At 69.6% G+C, this 14,530-nt stretch carries 14 protein-coding genes and 1 tRNA gene; 7 read left to right on the top strand and 8 right to left on the bottom strand.

The window, feature by feature from the left end:
• Positions 1 to 49 precede the first annotated feature (49 nt).
• Positions 50 to 379: a hypothetical protein gene (locus VM780_RS09815; protein ID WP_325447094.1), complete on the bottom strand. Its 330-nt coding sequence runs from the start codon at positions 377 to 379 to the stop codon at positions 50 to 52.
• 522 nt (positions 380 to 901) lie between these two features.
• On the opposite strand from VM780_RS09815, the gene VM780_RS09810 reads away from it, so the two are divergent.
• The 3 genes from VM780_RS09810 (at position 902) to VM780_RS09800 (ending at position 1,943) form a co-directional block, all read left to right on the top strand.
• The gene (locus tag VM780_RS09810) at positions 902 to 1,171 is read left to right on the top strand and encodes a sel1 repeat family protein (protein ID WP_325447093.1); all 270 of its coding nucleotides are present in this window, start codon (positions 902 to 904) and stop codon (positions 1,169 to 1,171) included.
• Between the two features lie 51 nt (positions 1,172 to 1,222).
• Positions 1,223 to 1,314 (top strand) — tRNA-Ser (locus VM780_RS09805).
• Between the two features lie 149 nt (positions 1,315 to 1,463).
• On the top strand, positions 1,464 to 1,943 hold the full coding sequence (locus VM780_RS09800; protein ID WP_325447092.1) for a hypothetical protein: 480 nt from the start codon (positions 1,464 to 1,466) through the stop codon (positions 1,941 to 1,943).
• A gap of 123 nt (positions 1,944 to 2,066) precedes the next feature.
• Here the strand turns inward: VM780_RS09800 and VM780_RS09795 are convergent, their stop codons facing one another.
• Entirely contained in the window at positions 2,067 to 3,044 is a 978-nt protein-coding gene (locus VM780_RS09795; RefSeq protein WP_325447091.1) for a J domain-containing protein, read from the bottom strand.
• A gap of 143 nt (positions 3,045 to 3,187) precedes the next feature.
• The gene (locus tag VM780_RS09790; protein WP_325447090.1) at positions 3,188 to 3,673 is read right to left on the bottom strand and encodes an RT0821/Lpp0805 family surface protein; all 486 of its coding nucleotides are present in this window, start codon (positions 3,671 to 3,673) and stop codon (positions 3,188 to 3,190) included.
• 177 nt (positions 3,674 to 3,850) lie between these two features.
• Between VM780_RS09790 and pdxH the strand changes: the two genes are divergently transcribed.
• Together pdxH and VM780_RS09780 are read left to right on the top strand one after the other, a co-directional pair.
• Complete coding sequence (pdxH, locus tag VM780_RS09785) at positions 3,851 to 4,453, top strand: pyridoxamine 5'-phosphate oxidase (RefSeq protein ID WP_325447089.1); 603 nt, start codon at positions 3,851 to 3,853, stop codon at positions 4,451 to 4,453.
• 16 nt (positions 4,454 to 4,469) lie between these two features.
• Entirely contained in the window at positions 4,470 to 5,375 is a 906-nt protein-coding gene (locus VM780_RS09780; protein WP_325447088.1) for an SDR family oxidoreductase, read from the top strand.
• A gap of 12 nt (positions 5,376 to 5,387) precedes the next feature.
• On the opposite strand, the gene VM780_RS09775 is transcribed toward VM780_RS09780, so the two are convergent.
• The 5 genes from VM780_RS09775 to VM780_RS09755 all read right to left on the bottom strand — a co-directional run bounded on the left by VM780_RS09775 (position 5,388) and on the right by VM780_RS09755 (position 11,949).
• Positions 5,388 to 7,754, bottom strand: a complete 2,367-nt coding sequence (locus VM780_RS09775; protein WP_325447087.1) for a bifunctional diguanylate cyclase/phosphodiesterase — start codon at positions 7,752 to 7,754, stop codon at positions 5,388 to 5,390.
• Between the two features lie 67 nt (positions 7,755 to 7,821).
• Positions 7,822 to 8,793, bottom strand: a complete 972-nt coding sequence (locus tag VM780_RS09770; protein WP_325447086.1) for a magnesium transporter CorA family protein — start codon at positions 8,791 to 8,793, stop codon at positions 7,822 to 7,824.
• An 88-nt stretch (positions 8,794 to 8,881) separates the two neighbouring features.
• Positions 8,882 to 9,130: an exodeoxyribonuclease VII small subunit gene (locus tag VM780_RS09765; RefSeq protein WP_325447085.1), complete on the bottom strand. Its 249-nt coding sequence runs from the start codon at positions 9,128 to 9,130 to the stop codon at positions 8,882 to 8,884.
• Positions 9,131 to 9,173: 43 nt separating this feature from the next.
• A complete protein-coding gene (locus VM780_RS09760) occupies positions 9,174 to 10,100 on the bottom strand; it encodes a histone deacetylase family protein (protein ID WP_325447084.1) in 927 nt (308 codons plus the stop codon).
• 73 nt (positions 10,101 to 10,173) lie between these two features.
• The gene (locus tag VM780_RS09755) at positions 10,174 to 11,949 is read right to left on the bottom strand and encodes an acyl-CoA dehydrogenase (RefSeq protein WP_325447083.1); all 1,776 of its coding nucleotides are present in this window, start codon (positions 11,947 to 11,949) and stop codon (positions 10,174 to 10,176) included.
• Between the two features lie 79 nt (positions 11,950 to 12,028).
• Between VM780_RS09755 and VM780_RS09750 the strand changes: the two genes are divergently transcribed.
• Together VM780_RS09750 and VM780_RS09745 are read left to right on the top strand one after the other, a co-directional pair.
• A complete protein-coding gene (locus VM780_RS09750; RefSeq protein WP_414652809.1) occupies positions 12,029 to 13,033 on the top strand; it encodes an L-threonylcarbamoyladenylate synthase in 1,005 nt (334 codons plus the stop codon).
• 57 nt (positions 13,034 to 13,090) lie between these two features.
• A complete protein-coding gene (locus tag VM780_RS09745) occupies positions 13,091 to 14,506 on the top strand; it encodes an FAD-binding oxidoreductase (RefSeq protein WP_325447082.1) in 1,416 nt (471 codons plus the stop codon).
• The last annotated feature ends 24 nt before the right edge of the window (positions 14,507 to 14,530 follow it).

Here is a 14,530-nt window from a genome sequence, read left to right as displayed (position 1 = left end):
CGCGGTGTCCGCGGCGGCCTTTCTTTTTCTCGACCCGAGAAGCGAAACGTCAGTTCCGCGTATCGGTGTGGGGCATCGGCTTTGAGCCCGAGCCGCCGGACGTCGCCGCCGAACCCGCCCCGGCCGGCGCCTGCGGCACCGGATGGACCCCGGCGCCCTCGTCATTGCTGGTCGTGCTGGTGCCGCTGGGACCGGTCGGCTTTTCCGAGCCCCCCATGGGCGGCGTCCTGCGCACCTGCTCGTTCGTGCGCTGGTCCTGCGCGTTGTCGGTGTCGCCGGTCGACCGCGCGGGCTGCTCCTGAGCGATCGCCGCGAGCGGCGCGATCGCCAGCCCCGCCGCGAAGGCGCCCGACGCCACAGCTTTCATCAGCTTCGACATTTTGTTGAACTCCCATGATGATGCGCGACTGGTTGAGGCTTTCGATCCCAGCCGGCGAAGGCTTCGCACGCCATCTGCTGCGCGCACGCCTCAGATCAAGAAAAGACCCCGCTCAGATCAGGGAAAAATTTATTGCTTCGCCTCGGAACTAACTTGCCTGCGCCGGAAACTCTTCTGTCGCCTTGGGAAGAATGCGTTCTGCTCCGGCCCTTCCGAGCCGGCGCGCGAGCGCCCGGGCCCCTCCTCCCGACCGCCGGACAATTCTCGCGGCGTGGTTGGCGGCGGGTGAAGGGTCGTCGCTAATGCTTCCTTTCGCCGCGCCAGTGTAGCCAAGAGCCTCTAACGGTCGCGCAGTGAATGGGATCTTACTTTTACCGTCAGTTTGCGAATTGTTCAAATTGCATTCATGTAAAGCTTTAATCGAGAAGTAGAAATCGGGGCGGATAGTGTTCTGAACAAGCGCTCGACGGCGCCGGTGCAGAACGGAAGGCCGCCCGGCCGGCCAAGACAGAGGATCAGGCGATGGCCCGCTACGACATGTCCAACATCATCGAATGCGGCGCGCTCGGCGCGGTCGCGTCCGGCGCGGTGTTCTTCCAGCTCGGCATGACCTGCGCGGTCGGGCGCTATGGCGCGATCGACCGTGTGGCCGCGCACAAATGGTTCAACCTCGCCGCCCGCGACGGCGTCGCCGAAGCGGTCCGCATGCGACGCGAACTGGCGCTCGAGATGAGCGCCGCCGAGATCGCCGAGGCCCAGCGCGCGGCGCGCGAGTGGCTTGCCGCCCATTGACCGCGTTCGGGCGTTGACCGCCCGAACCGCCCCGTGTACCCCTGCCGCCACGGAGACGTGGCCGAGAGGCTGAAGGCACTCGTTTGCTAAATGAGCAGACCTGGAAACGGGTCTCGAGGGTTCGAATCCCTCCGTCTCCGCCAATCTTTCAGATTCGGTCAAAGCATCAATTCGGACGTCGCAAGCGGCGGGGTTAATCCGCCTTGGGTCCACAGATCGTCCTTGACTGTGGGTTAGGTTGGCGTCCGTATTGATCCCAGTTTTCCTGTCGACCGAAGCGGGAGCTTCGTTGATGATCGACCGCCCGGCTCGTGACCAAGCAGCACAGGCGCTCCGGCGCTTGATCTCCGGGCAAATCACCAATGAGGAATTCGAGTTCTCAGAACCCGAGACCAGCGACCAAGCCGTGCCGGCCATCTATGACACGGCTTGGCTCATTTATCATGACTACTCTGTACACAAGCTAACTGGCCGCTATAGAGTTTCCCCCGACGTGAAACGCGAGACCATCCGTTGGATCGTGTTCCTGGATGGCGCGGACGAATACATTTGGCCAAAAATCGCGTGGCCCGGTTCTGACCCAAGAAAAAGGGTTAGAGCGGGAGGGGCGTGGATCCGCCGCCTGTTGGGGCAGCTCCACGCGCTTTCTCCTGACGAAGCGGCGGCGTTCCTAGCGGCCGGAGACTATGACGCGTGGCCGTTCGCCTCGCGCGCTGACCTGAAGAGAGCGATCCGGTCACCGCGTCGCCTTCATGGAAAGAGGGCTGCCTAACGCTTCCGGGCCATGAGTGTGGCGAGCATGAAGGCTGTTGCGCGTGTCGGCGCCGGCGGCTCGATGGCGACGCGGATTTTCACGCCGCTCTGCCTTCGGCGCCGGCACTGACACCGCCGCCCCTCACCCCCGCGGGTCGTAGGGCGCCTCGTCCTTCAGCGTCTGGGCGACGGCGGTGAGTCGCGGGTCGCCGCCTTTGGGCAGGGCGATTCTCAGCTCGACTAGCAGATCGCCGGCCGCGCCCTTCTTGCCGATGCCCTTGCCGCGCAGCCGCAAGGTGCGGCCGCCATCGGAGCCTGCCGGCACCGTCATCTCCACGGCGCCGTCGAGGGTCGGCACGCGCACCTTCCCGCCGAGCACCGCCTCGTAGATCGTGATCGGCACCTCGACCCGCAGGTCGTCGCCCTCGGCGCGGAATTCCGGATCCGGCGCGACCCGGATGACGATCAGCGCGTCGCCCGGCTCGCCGCCGAGGCCGCTCGGCGCGCCCTGGCCCTTGAGGCGGATGGTTTTGCCTTCCTCGATGCCGGCCGGCACCGAGATGTTGAGCTCCTTGCCGGTCGGCAGGCGCACGCGCTGCTTGCCGCCGCGCGCCCAATCGCGGAACGGCACGGTCAGCTCAGCGCGCAGGTCCTCGCCCTTCGGCGGCTCGCCGCCAAAACCGGCGCCGGCGCGCGGACGGCGGCCGCCGAAGGCGCCCAGAAGCTCATCCAGTATGTCGTCGCCGCCGACGCCGGAGCGCGTGCGCGTCCCACCGAATGGGCCGCCGGGGCTGAACTCATAGTCGAAGCGCTGGCCGCGCTGGCCCCACGGGCCGCTCGCGCCGGCGCCGGCGCCCCACGGGCCGCCCTGCCCGCCCCCAAAACCCTGGAAGCGCGGCTTGCCTTCCGCGTCGATCTCGCCGCGGTCGAACTGCGCGCGCTTCTCGGCGTCCGACAGCAGCTCATAGGCCGAGCCGATCTCGGCGAAGCGCTCCTTCGCCGTCGGGTCGTCGGGCTTCTGGTCCGGGTGCCAGGTCTTGGCGAGCTTCCGGTAGGCTTTCTTGATGTCGGCGGCGCTCGCCGAACGCGGCACGCCGAGCACGTCATAGGGATCGCGCATCGCGTCGAGGAATCCGTGTTTCGAGAGAAGCCGCGCGCCGCAGTCTAGCGCACGGCCCGTTTCGTCCTTAATGTGGGCGCCTGTAACATCAATGCAACAGGTCCGGTCGCCGCAGGCGCGCCGTCACACGCTCCCGGCCGACGTCAGAGCGTTCGGCTGGCGGCGGTGCGGATCGCGACCGCCTCCCAATAGCCGGCGGCGGTGCGGCAGGCGGTGCCTTCGAGACGCTGCTCATGCCCGGCGGCGCTGTGGCTCGCCGTGAACAGCCGGCAGGTCGCACCGTTCTCGTTGGTCGCCCCCGCGGCGGCGCTGAAGGCCCCGTAGGCGCCCGAATCGGGATTCGCCCAAGGCACGGAGGCGTTGGTGGCGTCGGCCGCCATGGCGATGCTGAGCGCGCCGCGCGCATAGGCCCAGTCTGACGGCGTCAGCGCCGGAGGCTCCTGCGGGGCCGTCGGCGCATAGGCGGCGGGCTTCGCGGCGGGCTGAGGAGCGGCCGCCTGCGCGCCCACGGGCGGACCGAGCGGCGCCGAGGTCACCGCGTCCGCGGATCGCGGCGGGGCGGCCGCCGGGCGGGCGTCGATGCTGCCGGTCTTGATGTCGTCGGCTTCGCCGGACAGCGGATAAGTCACGCTGCATGCGCCGCTGAGCAAAGCGAACGCCGAAACCACGACTCCGCGCAGCAGTCGCGCTCGCAGCGCGGCCGACGCTCGTGTAGAGGAAACGCGTGTCGCCAGAGGCGGATCGAGGCTACGCAACAAACTCCAGAACTCCTTGATCGCCGCAGGATTGAACGGCAGGAGCAGTTAATGCCGGGTGACTTCCACGCAGCCGACGACCCTTTCCCTGTGATCGAGGCCTGGCTCGAAGAGGCTCGCGCCGCCGAGATCAACGACCCAAACGCAATGGCGCTGGCGACGGTCGACGAGGACGGAATGCCGGACGTCCGCGTCGTCCTGATGAACGGCTTCGACCGGCGCGGGCTGGTCTTCTACACCAATGTCGGCAGCGCCAAGGGCGCGCAGCTTGCCGAGCAGCCAAGGGCGGCGGCGGTTTTCCACTGGAAGTCGCTGCGCCGCCAGATCCGCGTCCGCGGCCCGGTCGAACCCGTCAGCGACGCCGAGGCGGACGCCTATTACGCGACCCGTCCTAGACTCAGCCGGATCGGCGCCTGGGCGTCGCGGCAGTCCAAGCCGCTGGCGTCGCGCGCCGTTCTGGAACAGGCGGTGGCGACGCGCGAGGCCGAATTCGCCGGCGCCGAGCCCCCCAGGCCGGATTGGTGGACGGGCTATCGCATCATCCCCATCTCCATCGAGTTCTGGCTCGACCAGCCCTTCCGCCTGCACGACCGCGCGGTCTTCCACCGCAAGACGGCGGCGGACGCGTGGGTCCGCACACGCCTCTATCCATGAAGGCCCCAAGACCGCGATGACGACGCCTGACCGACCGGCGGGCACGCCGCCCGCCACCTGCCCCATGTCCGGCGTCCGCACGGGCGACGCCGTGCCGACCATGAGCGCGGCGCCCAGCGCGACGACGCAGGGGCCGGGCCCCGGCGCCGCCCCCGCGTCGACCCCGCGGCCGCGTCCGGCCGGCTCGAACGAGCCGCGCAAGACCCTGCTGCTGACCGGCGCGAGCCGCGGCATCGGCCACGCCACCGTCAAGCGGTTCTCCGCGGCCGGCTGGCGCGTCATCACCTGCTCGCGCCACGCCTTTCCGGAGGAGTGTCCGTGGGGCGCCGGGCCGGAGGACCATATCCAGGTCGACCTCGCGGACGTCGACAGCACGGTCGCGGCGATCGCCGAGGTGCGCGAGCGGCTCGAAGGCGGCGCGCTGCACGCGCTCGTCAACAACGCCGGCATTTCGCCCAAGGGGGCCGGGGGATCGCGGCTGAACGCGATCGACACCGCTCTCGACGACTGGAAGACGGTGTTTCAGGTGAACTTCTTCGCGCCCATCATGCTGGCGCGCGGCCTTGCCGACGAACTCACCGCCGCCCGCGGATCGATCGTCAACGTGACCTCGATCGCGGGCGGGCGGGTGCATCCCTTCGCGGGCGCGGCCTACGCCACTTCGAAGGCGGCGCTCAACTCGCTGACCCGCGAGATGGCCGCCGATTTCGGCCCGCTCGGCGTGCGCGTCAACGCGATCGCGCCGGGGGAGATCGACACGGCGATCCTGTCCCCCGGCACCGACAAGATGGTCAACCAGATCCCGCTGCGCCGCCTCGGCACGCCGGACGAGGTCGCGAAGACGATCTACTTCCTCTGCACCGACATGTCGTCCTACGTCACCGGCGCCGAGATCCACATCAATGGCGGCCAGCACGTCTAGGTTCGGGCCGCCTCAGCCGGCGGCGCGCATGCGCTGCTTGGCGAAGGGCGACTCGAACGACACGACCGGGCTCGGCCGACCGACCAGGTAGCCCTGGATCTCCTCGCAGTTCAGCTCGGCCAGGAACGCCCGCTGTTCGGCCGTCTCGACGCCCTCCGCGGTGATCGGCATGTCGAGGCTCGCGCCGAGCGCCACCACCGCCCGCACGATCGCCTTCGCCTGCGGGCTCGTCGACAGCGTGCGGATGAAGGAGGCGTCGATCTTGATGCGGTCGAACGGGAACGCCTGGAGGTAGGACAGCGAGGAGTAGCCGGTCCCGAAATCGTCCATTGCGATTTGCACGCCGAGCGCCTTCAGCCGGCGCAGGGTCTGTAGCGCGCCCGTCAGGTTGTCGAGCAGCACGCCTTCGGTGATCTCAAGCTCCAGGCGCGTCGCGGCCAGTCCGGTCTCAAGCAGGATCGAATGGACCAGCGCGACGATGTCGCCATGCTGGAACTGGACGGGCGACAGATTGACCGCCACCTTGCCCGGCCGCATCCAACGCGCGGCTTCCCTGCAGGCGGTCCGCAGCACCCATTCGCCGATCGGCACGATCGCCGCGGTCTCTTCGGCGACGGGGATGAACTCGACCGGCGGCACCACGCCGCGGGTCGGGTGCTTCCAGCGGATCAGCGCCTCGAAGCCGACGATCTCGCCGGTCTTGGTGTTGGCCTGCGGCATCCAGTGCAGAAACATCTCGTTGCGCGAAACCGCGGTCGCGAGGTCCTGCTGGAGCGCCCGGCGCTCGCGAAGGGCGAGGTCCATCTCCGGTTCGAAGCCGCGCGCGAGGCCGCGGCCATCCGCCTTGGCCCGGTAGAGGGCTGCGTCCGCATTTGCGAACAGCGCGTCGGCGGTGGCGCCGTGATGCGGGTAGACTGCGAAGCCGACGCTCGCGCCGCAGCGCAGCGTGCGCCCCGCCACCACCGTCTCGGTGTTGAGCCGTTCGGTCAGGCGCGTGGCGAGCTTGTCCGCGTCGCCGGCGTCCGGTCCGGTGCCGATGACGACGAACTCGTCGCCGCCAAGCCGGAACACCATCGCGTCGGGCGCGGCGGCCACGATCCGCCGGGCTGCGGTGCGCAGCACCTCGTCGCCCGACGAATGGCCGAACACGTCGTTGACCTCCTTGAACTTGTCGAGGTCGACGCAGAACAGCGCCACTTCGCCGCCGCGCTTGAGGGTGGTCGTCAGCGCCTCATTGAAGGCGGCGCGGTTGGCGAGGCCGGTCAGAGGATCATGATAGGCGAGGTGCCGGATCTGGTGCTCCTTGCGGCGCTGATCGCTCAGGTCGCGGAGCGTGAAGACGCGGCGCTGGCGCCCGTCGATCGCCAGATCGCGGCTGGAGATTTCGACCCAGGCCGTCTCGCCGCCCGTCGCTTTCAGTCCAGCCTCCTGGGGCTTCGCGAGCGAGGCTGAGAGCACCCTGTCCGGGTCCGGAACGTCGAGGAAGTCGCGAAACGCGCGGCCCCGCATGACCGTCGGATCGAGGCCTGCGAGGCGCGCCGCGGCGGCGTTGATGTCGACGATCTTCAGGTCGGCGCAGATGACGATGCCTTCACGCGTGAGGTCGGCGAAGGCCCGGTCGCGGGAACTCTGGCCGACGTCGCCTGAGCGGCCGGCGTACACCGCAGCGCCGATCACGGCGGCCAGCGCGGCGCCTGCCGCAGCCGCAAGCAACAGCAGCAGATCGCCGGCGTCGACCGCAGAGGCGGGCACGCGGATGCGCGCGTTCGGCGCAAAGCTCACCGCGCCGCCCGCGAGCGCGTGAAACAGGAGAATGGAGCCGCCAAGCAGCACGCCGCCGGCGAGCCGGCCGACGCCGGAGCGCAGCCGCGCCGCCAGTCCGAAGCCGGCGGCGGCCACCGCGATCGCGCAGATCGCCGCGAGCATGATCTCACCCTGATCGATGAAGATCCGTCCGGGCAGCCGAAGAGCGGCGACGCCCACATAGTGGGTGGCGGCGACGCCCGCCCCGAGGATCGCGCCCGAGGAGGCCGCAAGGAGGGAGTTCCCGCGTTCGATCTGAGGCGCCAGCAGGAAGACGCCGAAGCCGCTCATGACGACCGCGATCACGAAGGCGGCTGCCGTCATCCGCAGATCGTAGCCGGCGCCAAGGGCAGGATTGATCAGCGCGATGGCGGTGACGTGCGCCCCCCAGATGGCGACCGCAGACACCGCCGCCGCAACCGCCACCCACATGGTCTTGAGCTCGGCGCGTTCGGTCAGCTCCGCCCGGCCAAGCGCGAGCGCGAGCAGGATCGGACCGATCAGGCAGCCGGCGACCAGCAGAAGATACGACGTCGGATCGTGGCCGGTTGCGATGACGTTCTGCAGACTGGGCATCGGGCACCGCGAAGCGGGATTACGCCTTCGGATCTTAGTCCGCGGCCCGATAATAAAGCGTAAGCGCCTAGAGCCACCGCCGCCATTTGAAGATCAGGTATGGCACCACTGCGCTCAGGATCATCAGGCCCAGGGCGTAAGGATAGCCGAACGTCCATTTGAGCTCCGGCATGTGTTCGAAGTTCATGCCGTAGATCGAGGCCACCAGCGTCGGCGGGAGGAAAACGACCGCCATGACCGAGAACAGCTTGACGATGTCGTTCTGGGCGAGGCCCACCATGCCCAGCATGGCGTCCAGCACGAAGGTGATCTTGTCGTTGAGGAAGCTGGCGTGCTCGGTGAGCGAGGCCGCGTCCCGCTGCATGGCCCGCAGTTGCGCCTTGACCTCCTTGGCGGGCTTCACCCCGTCGATTTCGGCCGCGAGATAGAGGAAGGCGCGCTGCAGCGTCACGAGGCTTTCGCGGGCCTTCGAGGTCACGTCGCCCTTGCGCCCGATGGCCTTCAGAAGCTCCTGATAGGGCTTGCGGTAGGCCTGCGATCCGGCGCGCTGGAAGATGATCTGGGAGAGCTCCTCGACGTCCGCCCCGACATGTTCGAGGATGTCGGCCAGTCGATCGACGACCGCGTCGAACAGCCCCATCAGCACCGCCTCGGGCGTCCGCATCGACGGCGCAGTCTTGCAGGCTCGCGCCGCGAAAACAGCGAACGGCTTGGGATCGTCGTACCGGACGGTGATGAGCGCGCGCTTCGTCAGGATGAAGGTGACGGCGCTCAGCCGCGGCATCGGGCTCTCGACCTGACAGAGCAGGGAGGCCGTCATGTAACGGCCGCCGCCTTCGACATAGAGCCGGCTCGACGGCTCGATCTCGACCATCTCGTCCCGGGTCGGCACGCTGGCGCCGATCTGCGCCTCGACCATCCGGTCCTCGTCCGGCGTGGGGGCGATCATGTCGATCCACACCACGTCGTCCGGCAGTCGTCCGTCCTTAACCTCGACCCGCTCGAGCGAACCATCGCGCGCCGCATAGACGATCATCATGGCCGGCAATCCGCGATCGAAGATTGAGCGGAGCGGGCGTCAGGCCGCGCTCGTCGGGAACGGAAGCAGGGCGGACTTCAGGCGCGCGTCACTCCGGGTCAAGAGGCCGCAAATCTGTCGGCGTCCCGTCGGCGCCGACCGTGATCGTCTCGACGCGCGCCTCGGCCCGCCGCAGCAGTTCGTCACAGCGCGCCTTCAAGGTCTCGCCACGGCGATAGATCTCGATCGATTCCTCGAGCGGCACCTGGCCCTGCTCGAGCCTCCCGACGATCTTCTCCAGCTCTGCGAGCGCCGCCTCGAAGGACAGCGAGGCGACGTCCTCTGGGATTTCCGGCACGGGCGACACCCCTCGTTTGGACGAGGCGCCTTTTAGGCCGCCCTCACCCGCCCATCAAGGCGCGCACATGGGCGGCGGTCGAGTCGCCAAGGCCGCGCAGGTCGTAGCCGCCCTCCAGCACAGAGACCACGCGGCCCCCGGCGGTCTCATGCGCCACGTCCAGCAGGGCGCGCGTCATCCAGTCGTAGTCCGACGCCTGCAGCGTGAGGCCGCCGAGCGGGTCGCGCGCATGGGCGTCGAAGCCCGCCGAGATGATCAGCAGGTCCGGCGAAAAAGTCCTGAGCGCGGGAAGGATCGCGTCGTCGAACGCTTCGCGGAACTTTGCCCCGCCGTCGCCCGCGCGCATCGGGGCGTTGACCACGTTGCCGCAGCCGGTCTCCGAACGCGCGCCGGTTCCGGGAAACAGCGGCATCTGATGCGTCGAGGCGTAGAACAGCGAGGGATCGTCCCAGACGAGCGCCTGCGTGCCATTGCCGTGATGGACGTCGAAGTCGACGATCGCGACACGCTCCGCCCCATGAGCGCGCTGCGCATGGCGGGCGGCGACGACAACGTTGTTGAAGAAGCAGAAGCCCATCGCCCGCACGGCTTCGGCGTGGTGGCCCGGGGGCCTCACGCCGCAGAAGGCGTTGCGCGCGCGGCCCGCCATGACCTCGTCTGTGGCGTGCACGACCGCGCCAAGCGAGCGCAACAGCGCCTCCCAGGTCCCGGCGCTCATGATGGTGTCGCCGTCCACCATCACCATGCCTTCGCGCGGCCGCATCTCCTCGAGTTCTTCGACGAAGTTCTCCGGATGAGCGAGCGTCGCCACGGACGCTTCCGCAAGCGGCGCCGCGACGCGCACCAGCGACTGGAAGCATTCTGCCTCGAGCGCCTGCTCGACGGCCCGCATCCGTTCAGGCCGCTCCGGATGGCCCTGCGGAACGAGATGGCCCGCGAAGGCCCCATGGCTGACGTAAAGTGTGCTCACGGACGTCTCCTCCCGCCTGGTGTGCCAGACTTTTCACCAGAGGTGGGGCGCCTGAGCGCCGCTGTCGAGCGCTTTACGGCGCAAGGGCCGCGTCTGCGTCCTCGCCCGTCAGCGAACCGCCGCCTTCCATGACGGCGCGCGCCAGTCCGCTGGCTTCAATGGCGACGTTTTCGGCGAAGAACCTGGCGAACGTGACGCGCTTCGCGGCCTCCGGGTCGTTCCGCCCGAGGGCTGCGAGCGCGTCCTTCGCAAGCGCCGCGCCCCCGGCCGCAAGCCCGAACAGCCGGAGATAGGGCGTGGCGCCGGCGAGCGCCTCGGCGGGGCTGCGCGCGGGACTGGCGAGCCAATCGGTCGCCCGCGTCAGCGCCTCCACCGCCTCGGCGAGCCGCGCTCCCGCGGCGCCCAGGGCCTGCGCGCCCGTATCGCTCGTCCGCGTGGCGACAGCGGCGAGTTCGGCGATCAGGCGACGCGCTGTCTCGCCGCCCGACTGCGGCAGCTTACGGGTGACGAGGTCGATCGCCTGGATGCCGTTGGTGCCCTCATAGATCGGCGCGATGCGGGCGTCGCGCAGATGCTGCGCCGCGCCGGTCTCCTCGACATAGCCCATTCCGCCATTGACCTGGACGCCGAGCGACGCGACCGCGCAGCCGACATCCGTCGCGAACGCCTTGGCGATGGGGATGAGCAGGCTCGCACGCTCATGCGCCGCTCGGCGCTCCGCCTCGTCGGCGGCGAGGCTGGACCGGTCGATCTCGACCGCCGCGCGGTAGCAGATTCCACGGGCCGCCGCCGTCATCGCTCTCATGGTCAACAGCATGCGGCGAACGTCGGGGTGCGCGACGATGGCGCTTGGACCCGCGCCGCCGTCCGCCCGGCCCTGCCGCCGCTCATGCGCATAGGCGAGCGCCGCTTGCGTCGCCCGCTCGGCGACCGCCACGCCCTGAAGACCCACGGCGAGCCGCGCGTTGTTCATCATCGTGAACATGCAGGCGAGGCCGCGGTTCTCTTCGCCCACCAGATAGCCGACCGCCCCGCCCTGCTCGCCGAAGACCATGGTGCAGGTCGGGCTGCCATGGATGCCGAGCTTCTCCTCGATCCCTGCGCAGACGACGTCATTGCGGCTCCCGAGCGCGCCGTCGGGCGCGACGTGACGCTTCGGCACGAGGAACAGCGAAATGCCGCGCGTGCCCTCCGGCGCGTCCGGCAATCGGGCGAGCACCAGATGGAGGATGTTCTCCGCCATGTCGTGTTCGCCATAGGTGATGAAGATCTTCTGGCCGCTGATCCGATAGGAGCCGTCGTCGGCCCGCTCGGCGCGCGCGCGCAGCAGCGCGAGGTCGGAGCCCGCCTGCGGCTCCGTGAGGTTCATGGTGGCGGTCCACTCGCCGGAGACGAGCCGCGGCAGGTAGCGCGTCCTGACCTCAGGCGAGGCGTGCCGTTCCAGGCATTCGATCGCGCCATGGGTGAGCAGAGGGCACAGGCCGAAAGCCATCGAGCCCTGCGCCCAGAGCTCGCTTGTCAGCGCCCACAGGGCCGTCGGCAGGCCCTGTCCGCCATATTCCTCCGCCGCCGAAATCCCGTTCCAGCCTGCGCCCGCCCAGCGGTGGTAGGCGTCCCGCCAGCCTGGCGCCGTGCTCACCTGCCCGTCCGCGAGCCGGCAACCCTCGCGGTCGCCGATGCGGTTCAGCGGCGCGATCACCTCGGTTGCGAAGTCGCCGGCCTCGCCGATGATCGCCGTCACCGTCTCCGGATCGAGCTCCGGGTAGAGCCCCTCCTCCTGCGCCGCGGCCAGACCGCCGGCGTGTTGGAGCGTGAACAGCATGTCTGCGACGGGGGCGCGATAGCTCATCGGCATTCCTCAGGCGCTTGACGGCGGCGGCGGCTCCCGGTCAATGCCCGTGCGCGCAGCCGCCAGGTTAGGACTTTCCGTGTCGGATAAAGCAAAAGCCGCCTGCGTGGAGACCGGCTTTCGGCCTACGCGCCGCCTGGCGGCCAGTCAGACTGGCGAGGCCGTGCGGCTGCTGGCGTCCGGCGGGCTTGTCGCGTTCCCGACCGAGACCGTCTACGGCCTCGGGGCAGACGCCACGAACCCGGCTGCGGTCGCGGCGCTTTATGCCGCCAAGGGACGGCCATCCTTCAATCCGCTCATCGCTCACCTGCCCGGCCTTGCCGATGCGCGCCGCCTGGGGCGCTTCGACGCCACGGCGGAGGCGCTCGCCGAGGCCTTCTGGCCTGGGCCGCTGACGCTCGTCGTGCCCGCCGCGGAGAACTGCGCGGTCTGCGACCTCGCCCGCGCTGGACTGCCCACAGTGGCGCTGCGCGCGCCGGACCACCCGATCGCGCAGGCGTTGCTCCTCGCCGCCGGCCGCCCGGTGGTGGCGCCGTCGGCGAACCGTTCCGGCCGCATCAGCCCCACGACCGCAGAGCACGTGCTCGCCGACCTCGACGGGCTGATCGACGCAGCGCTCGACGGCGGACCGACGCGGGTCGGCGTGGAATCGACGATCGTCGCCTGCCTCGATGGGGAAGCGCGGCTTCTGCGCCCGGGCGGCGTCTCACGCGCCGAGATCGAGGCTGCGCTCCGCCGTCCTCTGACGGAGGCAACTGACGACGCGCGTGCGCCGCTCGCGCCCGGCCGCCTGCTTTCGCATTACGCTCCGGAAGCGGCCGTGCGGCTCGACGCGCGCGATGTAGCGGCGGACGAGGGCTATCTGGGCTTCGGCCCCGACGTCCCCGGAGCCGAAAGCGCGGCGGCCTATGAGACGCTGAGCGCCACTGGCGATCTGAGGGAAGCGGCGGCGCGCCTGTTCGCCGCGCTGAGACGACTCGACGCCGCGGGCGTCCGCCGGATCGCGGTCGCGCCGATCCCGGAAGGCGGCCTTGGCGAGGCCATCCGCGACCGGCTCGCGCGCGCCGCGGCGCCTCGCGAATGACGATGAGGTCCCGCCGGCCGCCCTGCGCCCGGGCTTCGGCGCGCTAAGGTGACCCGCATGACCGCTCCGCTGTCCCCTGAGTTGCTCGCCCGCTTCGCCGCGCTTGTCGCGCCCCAGGACGTGCTCGACGAGGATGCCGCCGCGCCCCGTCTGGTCGAGCCGCGGGGTCTCTATCGCGGTCGCGGGCCGGTGATCCAGCCGCGCGATACGGAGCAGGTCGCGGCGATCGTGCGGCTGGCGGCCGAGACCGGAACCCGCATCGTGCCGCAGGGCGGCAACACCGGCCTTGTCGGCGGCCAGACTCCGGACCCGAGCGGCGCGCAGATCGTGCTTTCGACGGCTCGGCTCACCCGCATCCGTGAGGTCGACCCAGACGAAAACGTCATGGTGGTCGAGGCTGGCGTCACGCTCGCCGCGGCCCAGGAGGCGGCGGTTCAAGCCGAGCGCTTGTTCCCGCTCAGCCTCGGCTCGGAGGGCAGTTGCACGATCGGCGGCAACATCGCCACCAATGCCGGCGGCGTCGGAGTCGTCGCCTACGGCAATATGCGCGACCTCGTGCTCGGCGTGGAGGCCGTGCTGCCAGACGGGCGGATCTGGAACGGTCTGCGCAGGCTCAGGAAGGACAACACCGGCTACGACCTCAAGCAGCTCTTTATCGGCTCGGAGGGCACCCTCGGGCTCGTCACTGCGGCGGTGCTGAAGCTGTTTCCGGCGCCGCGCGATCTCGCCACCGCCTTCGTCGGCCTGCGCTCCACGAACGACGCGCTGGCGCTGTTTCGGCTCGTCCGGCAGCGCGCCGGCGCGGCGCTCACCGGCTGCGAGCTGATGCCCCGCATCGGCATCGACTTCACGCTGCGCCACATGCTGGGAACGCGCGATCCGCTCGACGCGCCGCACCCTTGGTACCTGTTGATCGAACTGTCGTCGCCGGTCGAAGGCGGCCTCGCGGGCCGGCTGGAGGAGATTCTGGCGGAGGCCATGGAGGCGGGTCTCGTGAGCGACGCCGCAATCGCTGCCTCGGTCGAGCAGACCGCCGCCTTCTGGCGCATCCGCATGGGAATGTCGGAGGTGCAGGCGCGCGAGGGCGGCTCGATCAAGCACGACGTCTCCGTGCCGCTCGCGCGCGTCGCCGAGTTCATCACGGAGGCCACCGCGGCGGTCGCCGCGTTCGCTCCGCGCGCCCGCGTCGTGGCCTTCGGGCACCTCGGCGACGGCAATATCCACTTCAACGTCAGCCAGCCGGTCGGGGCTGACAAGGCCGCCTACCTCAAGTCGTGGTCGGCGATGAACGCAGTGGTGCACGAGGTGGTCCACGCGTTCGAGGGGTCGATCGCAGCCGAGCATGGCGTCGGGCGTCTCAAGCGCGACCTGCTGCCGGGGGTGAAATCGCAAGTGGAGCTCGACCTGATGCGGACGATCAAGCGCGCGCTCGACCCGCAGGGGCTGTTCAACCCCGGCGTCATCCTCGACTAAACCCCGCCTTAACGCGGGTTCTGG

This window comes from Hansschlegelia sp. (assembly GCF_035538955.1).
Lineage (GTDB): Bacteria > Pseudomonadota > Alphaproteobacteria > Rhizobiales > Methylopilaceae > Methylopila.
Note: the sequence above shows the minus strand (reverse complement) of the source record. Positions and strands in the feature narration are given on the sequence as shown.

Coding starts and splice junctions, on each gene's coding strand:
- VM780_RS09815 (WP_325447094.1), bottom strand. CDS start 379: ATGTCGAAGCTGATGAAAGCTGTGGCGTCGGGCGCCTTCGCGGCGGGG.
- VM780_RS09810 (WP_325447093.1), top strand. CDS start 902: ATGGCCCGCTACGACATGTCCAACATCATCGAATGCGGCGCGCTCGGC.
- VM780_RS09800 (WP_325447092.1), top strand. CDS start 1,464: ATGATCGACCGCCCGGCTCGTGACCAAGCAGCACAGGCGCTCCGGCGC.
- VM780_RS09795 (WP_325447091.1), bottom strand. CDS start 3,044: ATGCGCGATCCCTATGACGTGCTCGGCGTGCCGCGTTCGGCGAGCGCC.
- pdxH (WP_325447089.1), top strand. CDS start 3,851: ATGCCGGGTGACTTCCACGCAGCCGACGACCCTTTCCCTGTGATCGAG.
- VM780_RS09780 (WP_325447088.1), top strand. CDS start 4,470: ATGACGACGCCTGACCGACCGGCGGGCACGCCGCCCGCCACCTGCCCC.
- VM780_RS09775 (WP_325447087.1), bottom strand. CDS start 7,754: ATGCCCAGTCTGCAGAACGTCATCGCAACCGGCCACGATCCGACGTCG.
- VM780_RS09770 (WP_325447086.1), bottom strand. CDS start 8,793: ATGATGATCGTCTATGCGGCGCGCGATGGTTCGCTCGAGCGGGTCGAG.
- VM780_RS09755 (WP_325447083.1), bottom strand. CDS start 11,949: ATGAGCTATCGCGCCCCCGTCGCAGACATGCTGTTCACGCTCCAACAC.
- VM780_RS09745 (WP_325447082.1), top strand. CDS start 13,091: ATGACCGCTCCGCTGTCCCCTGAGTTGCTCGCCCGCTTCGCCGCGCTT.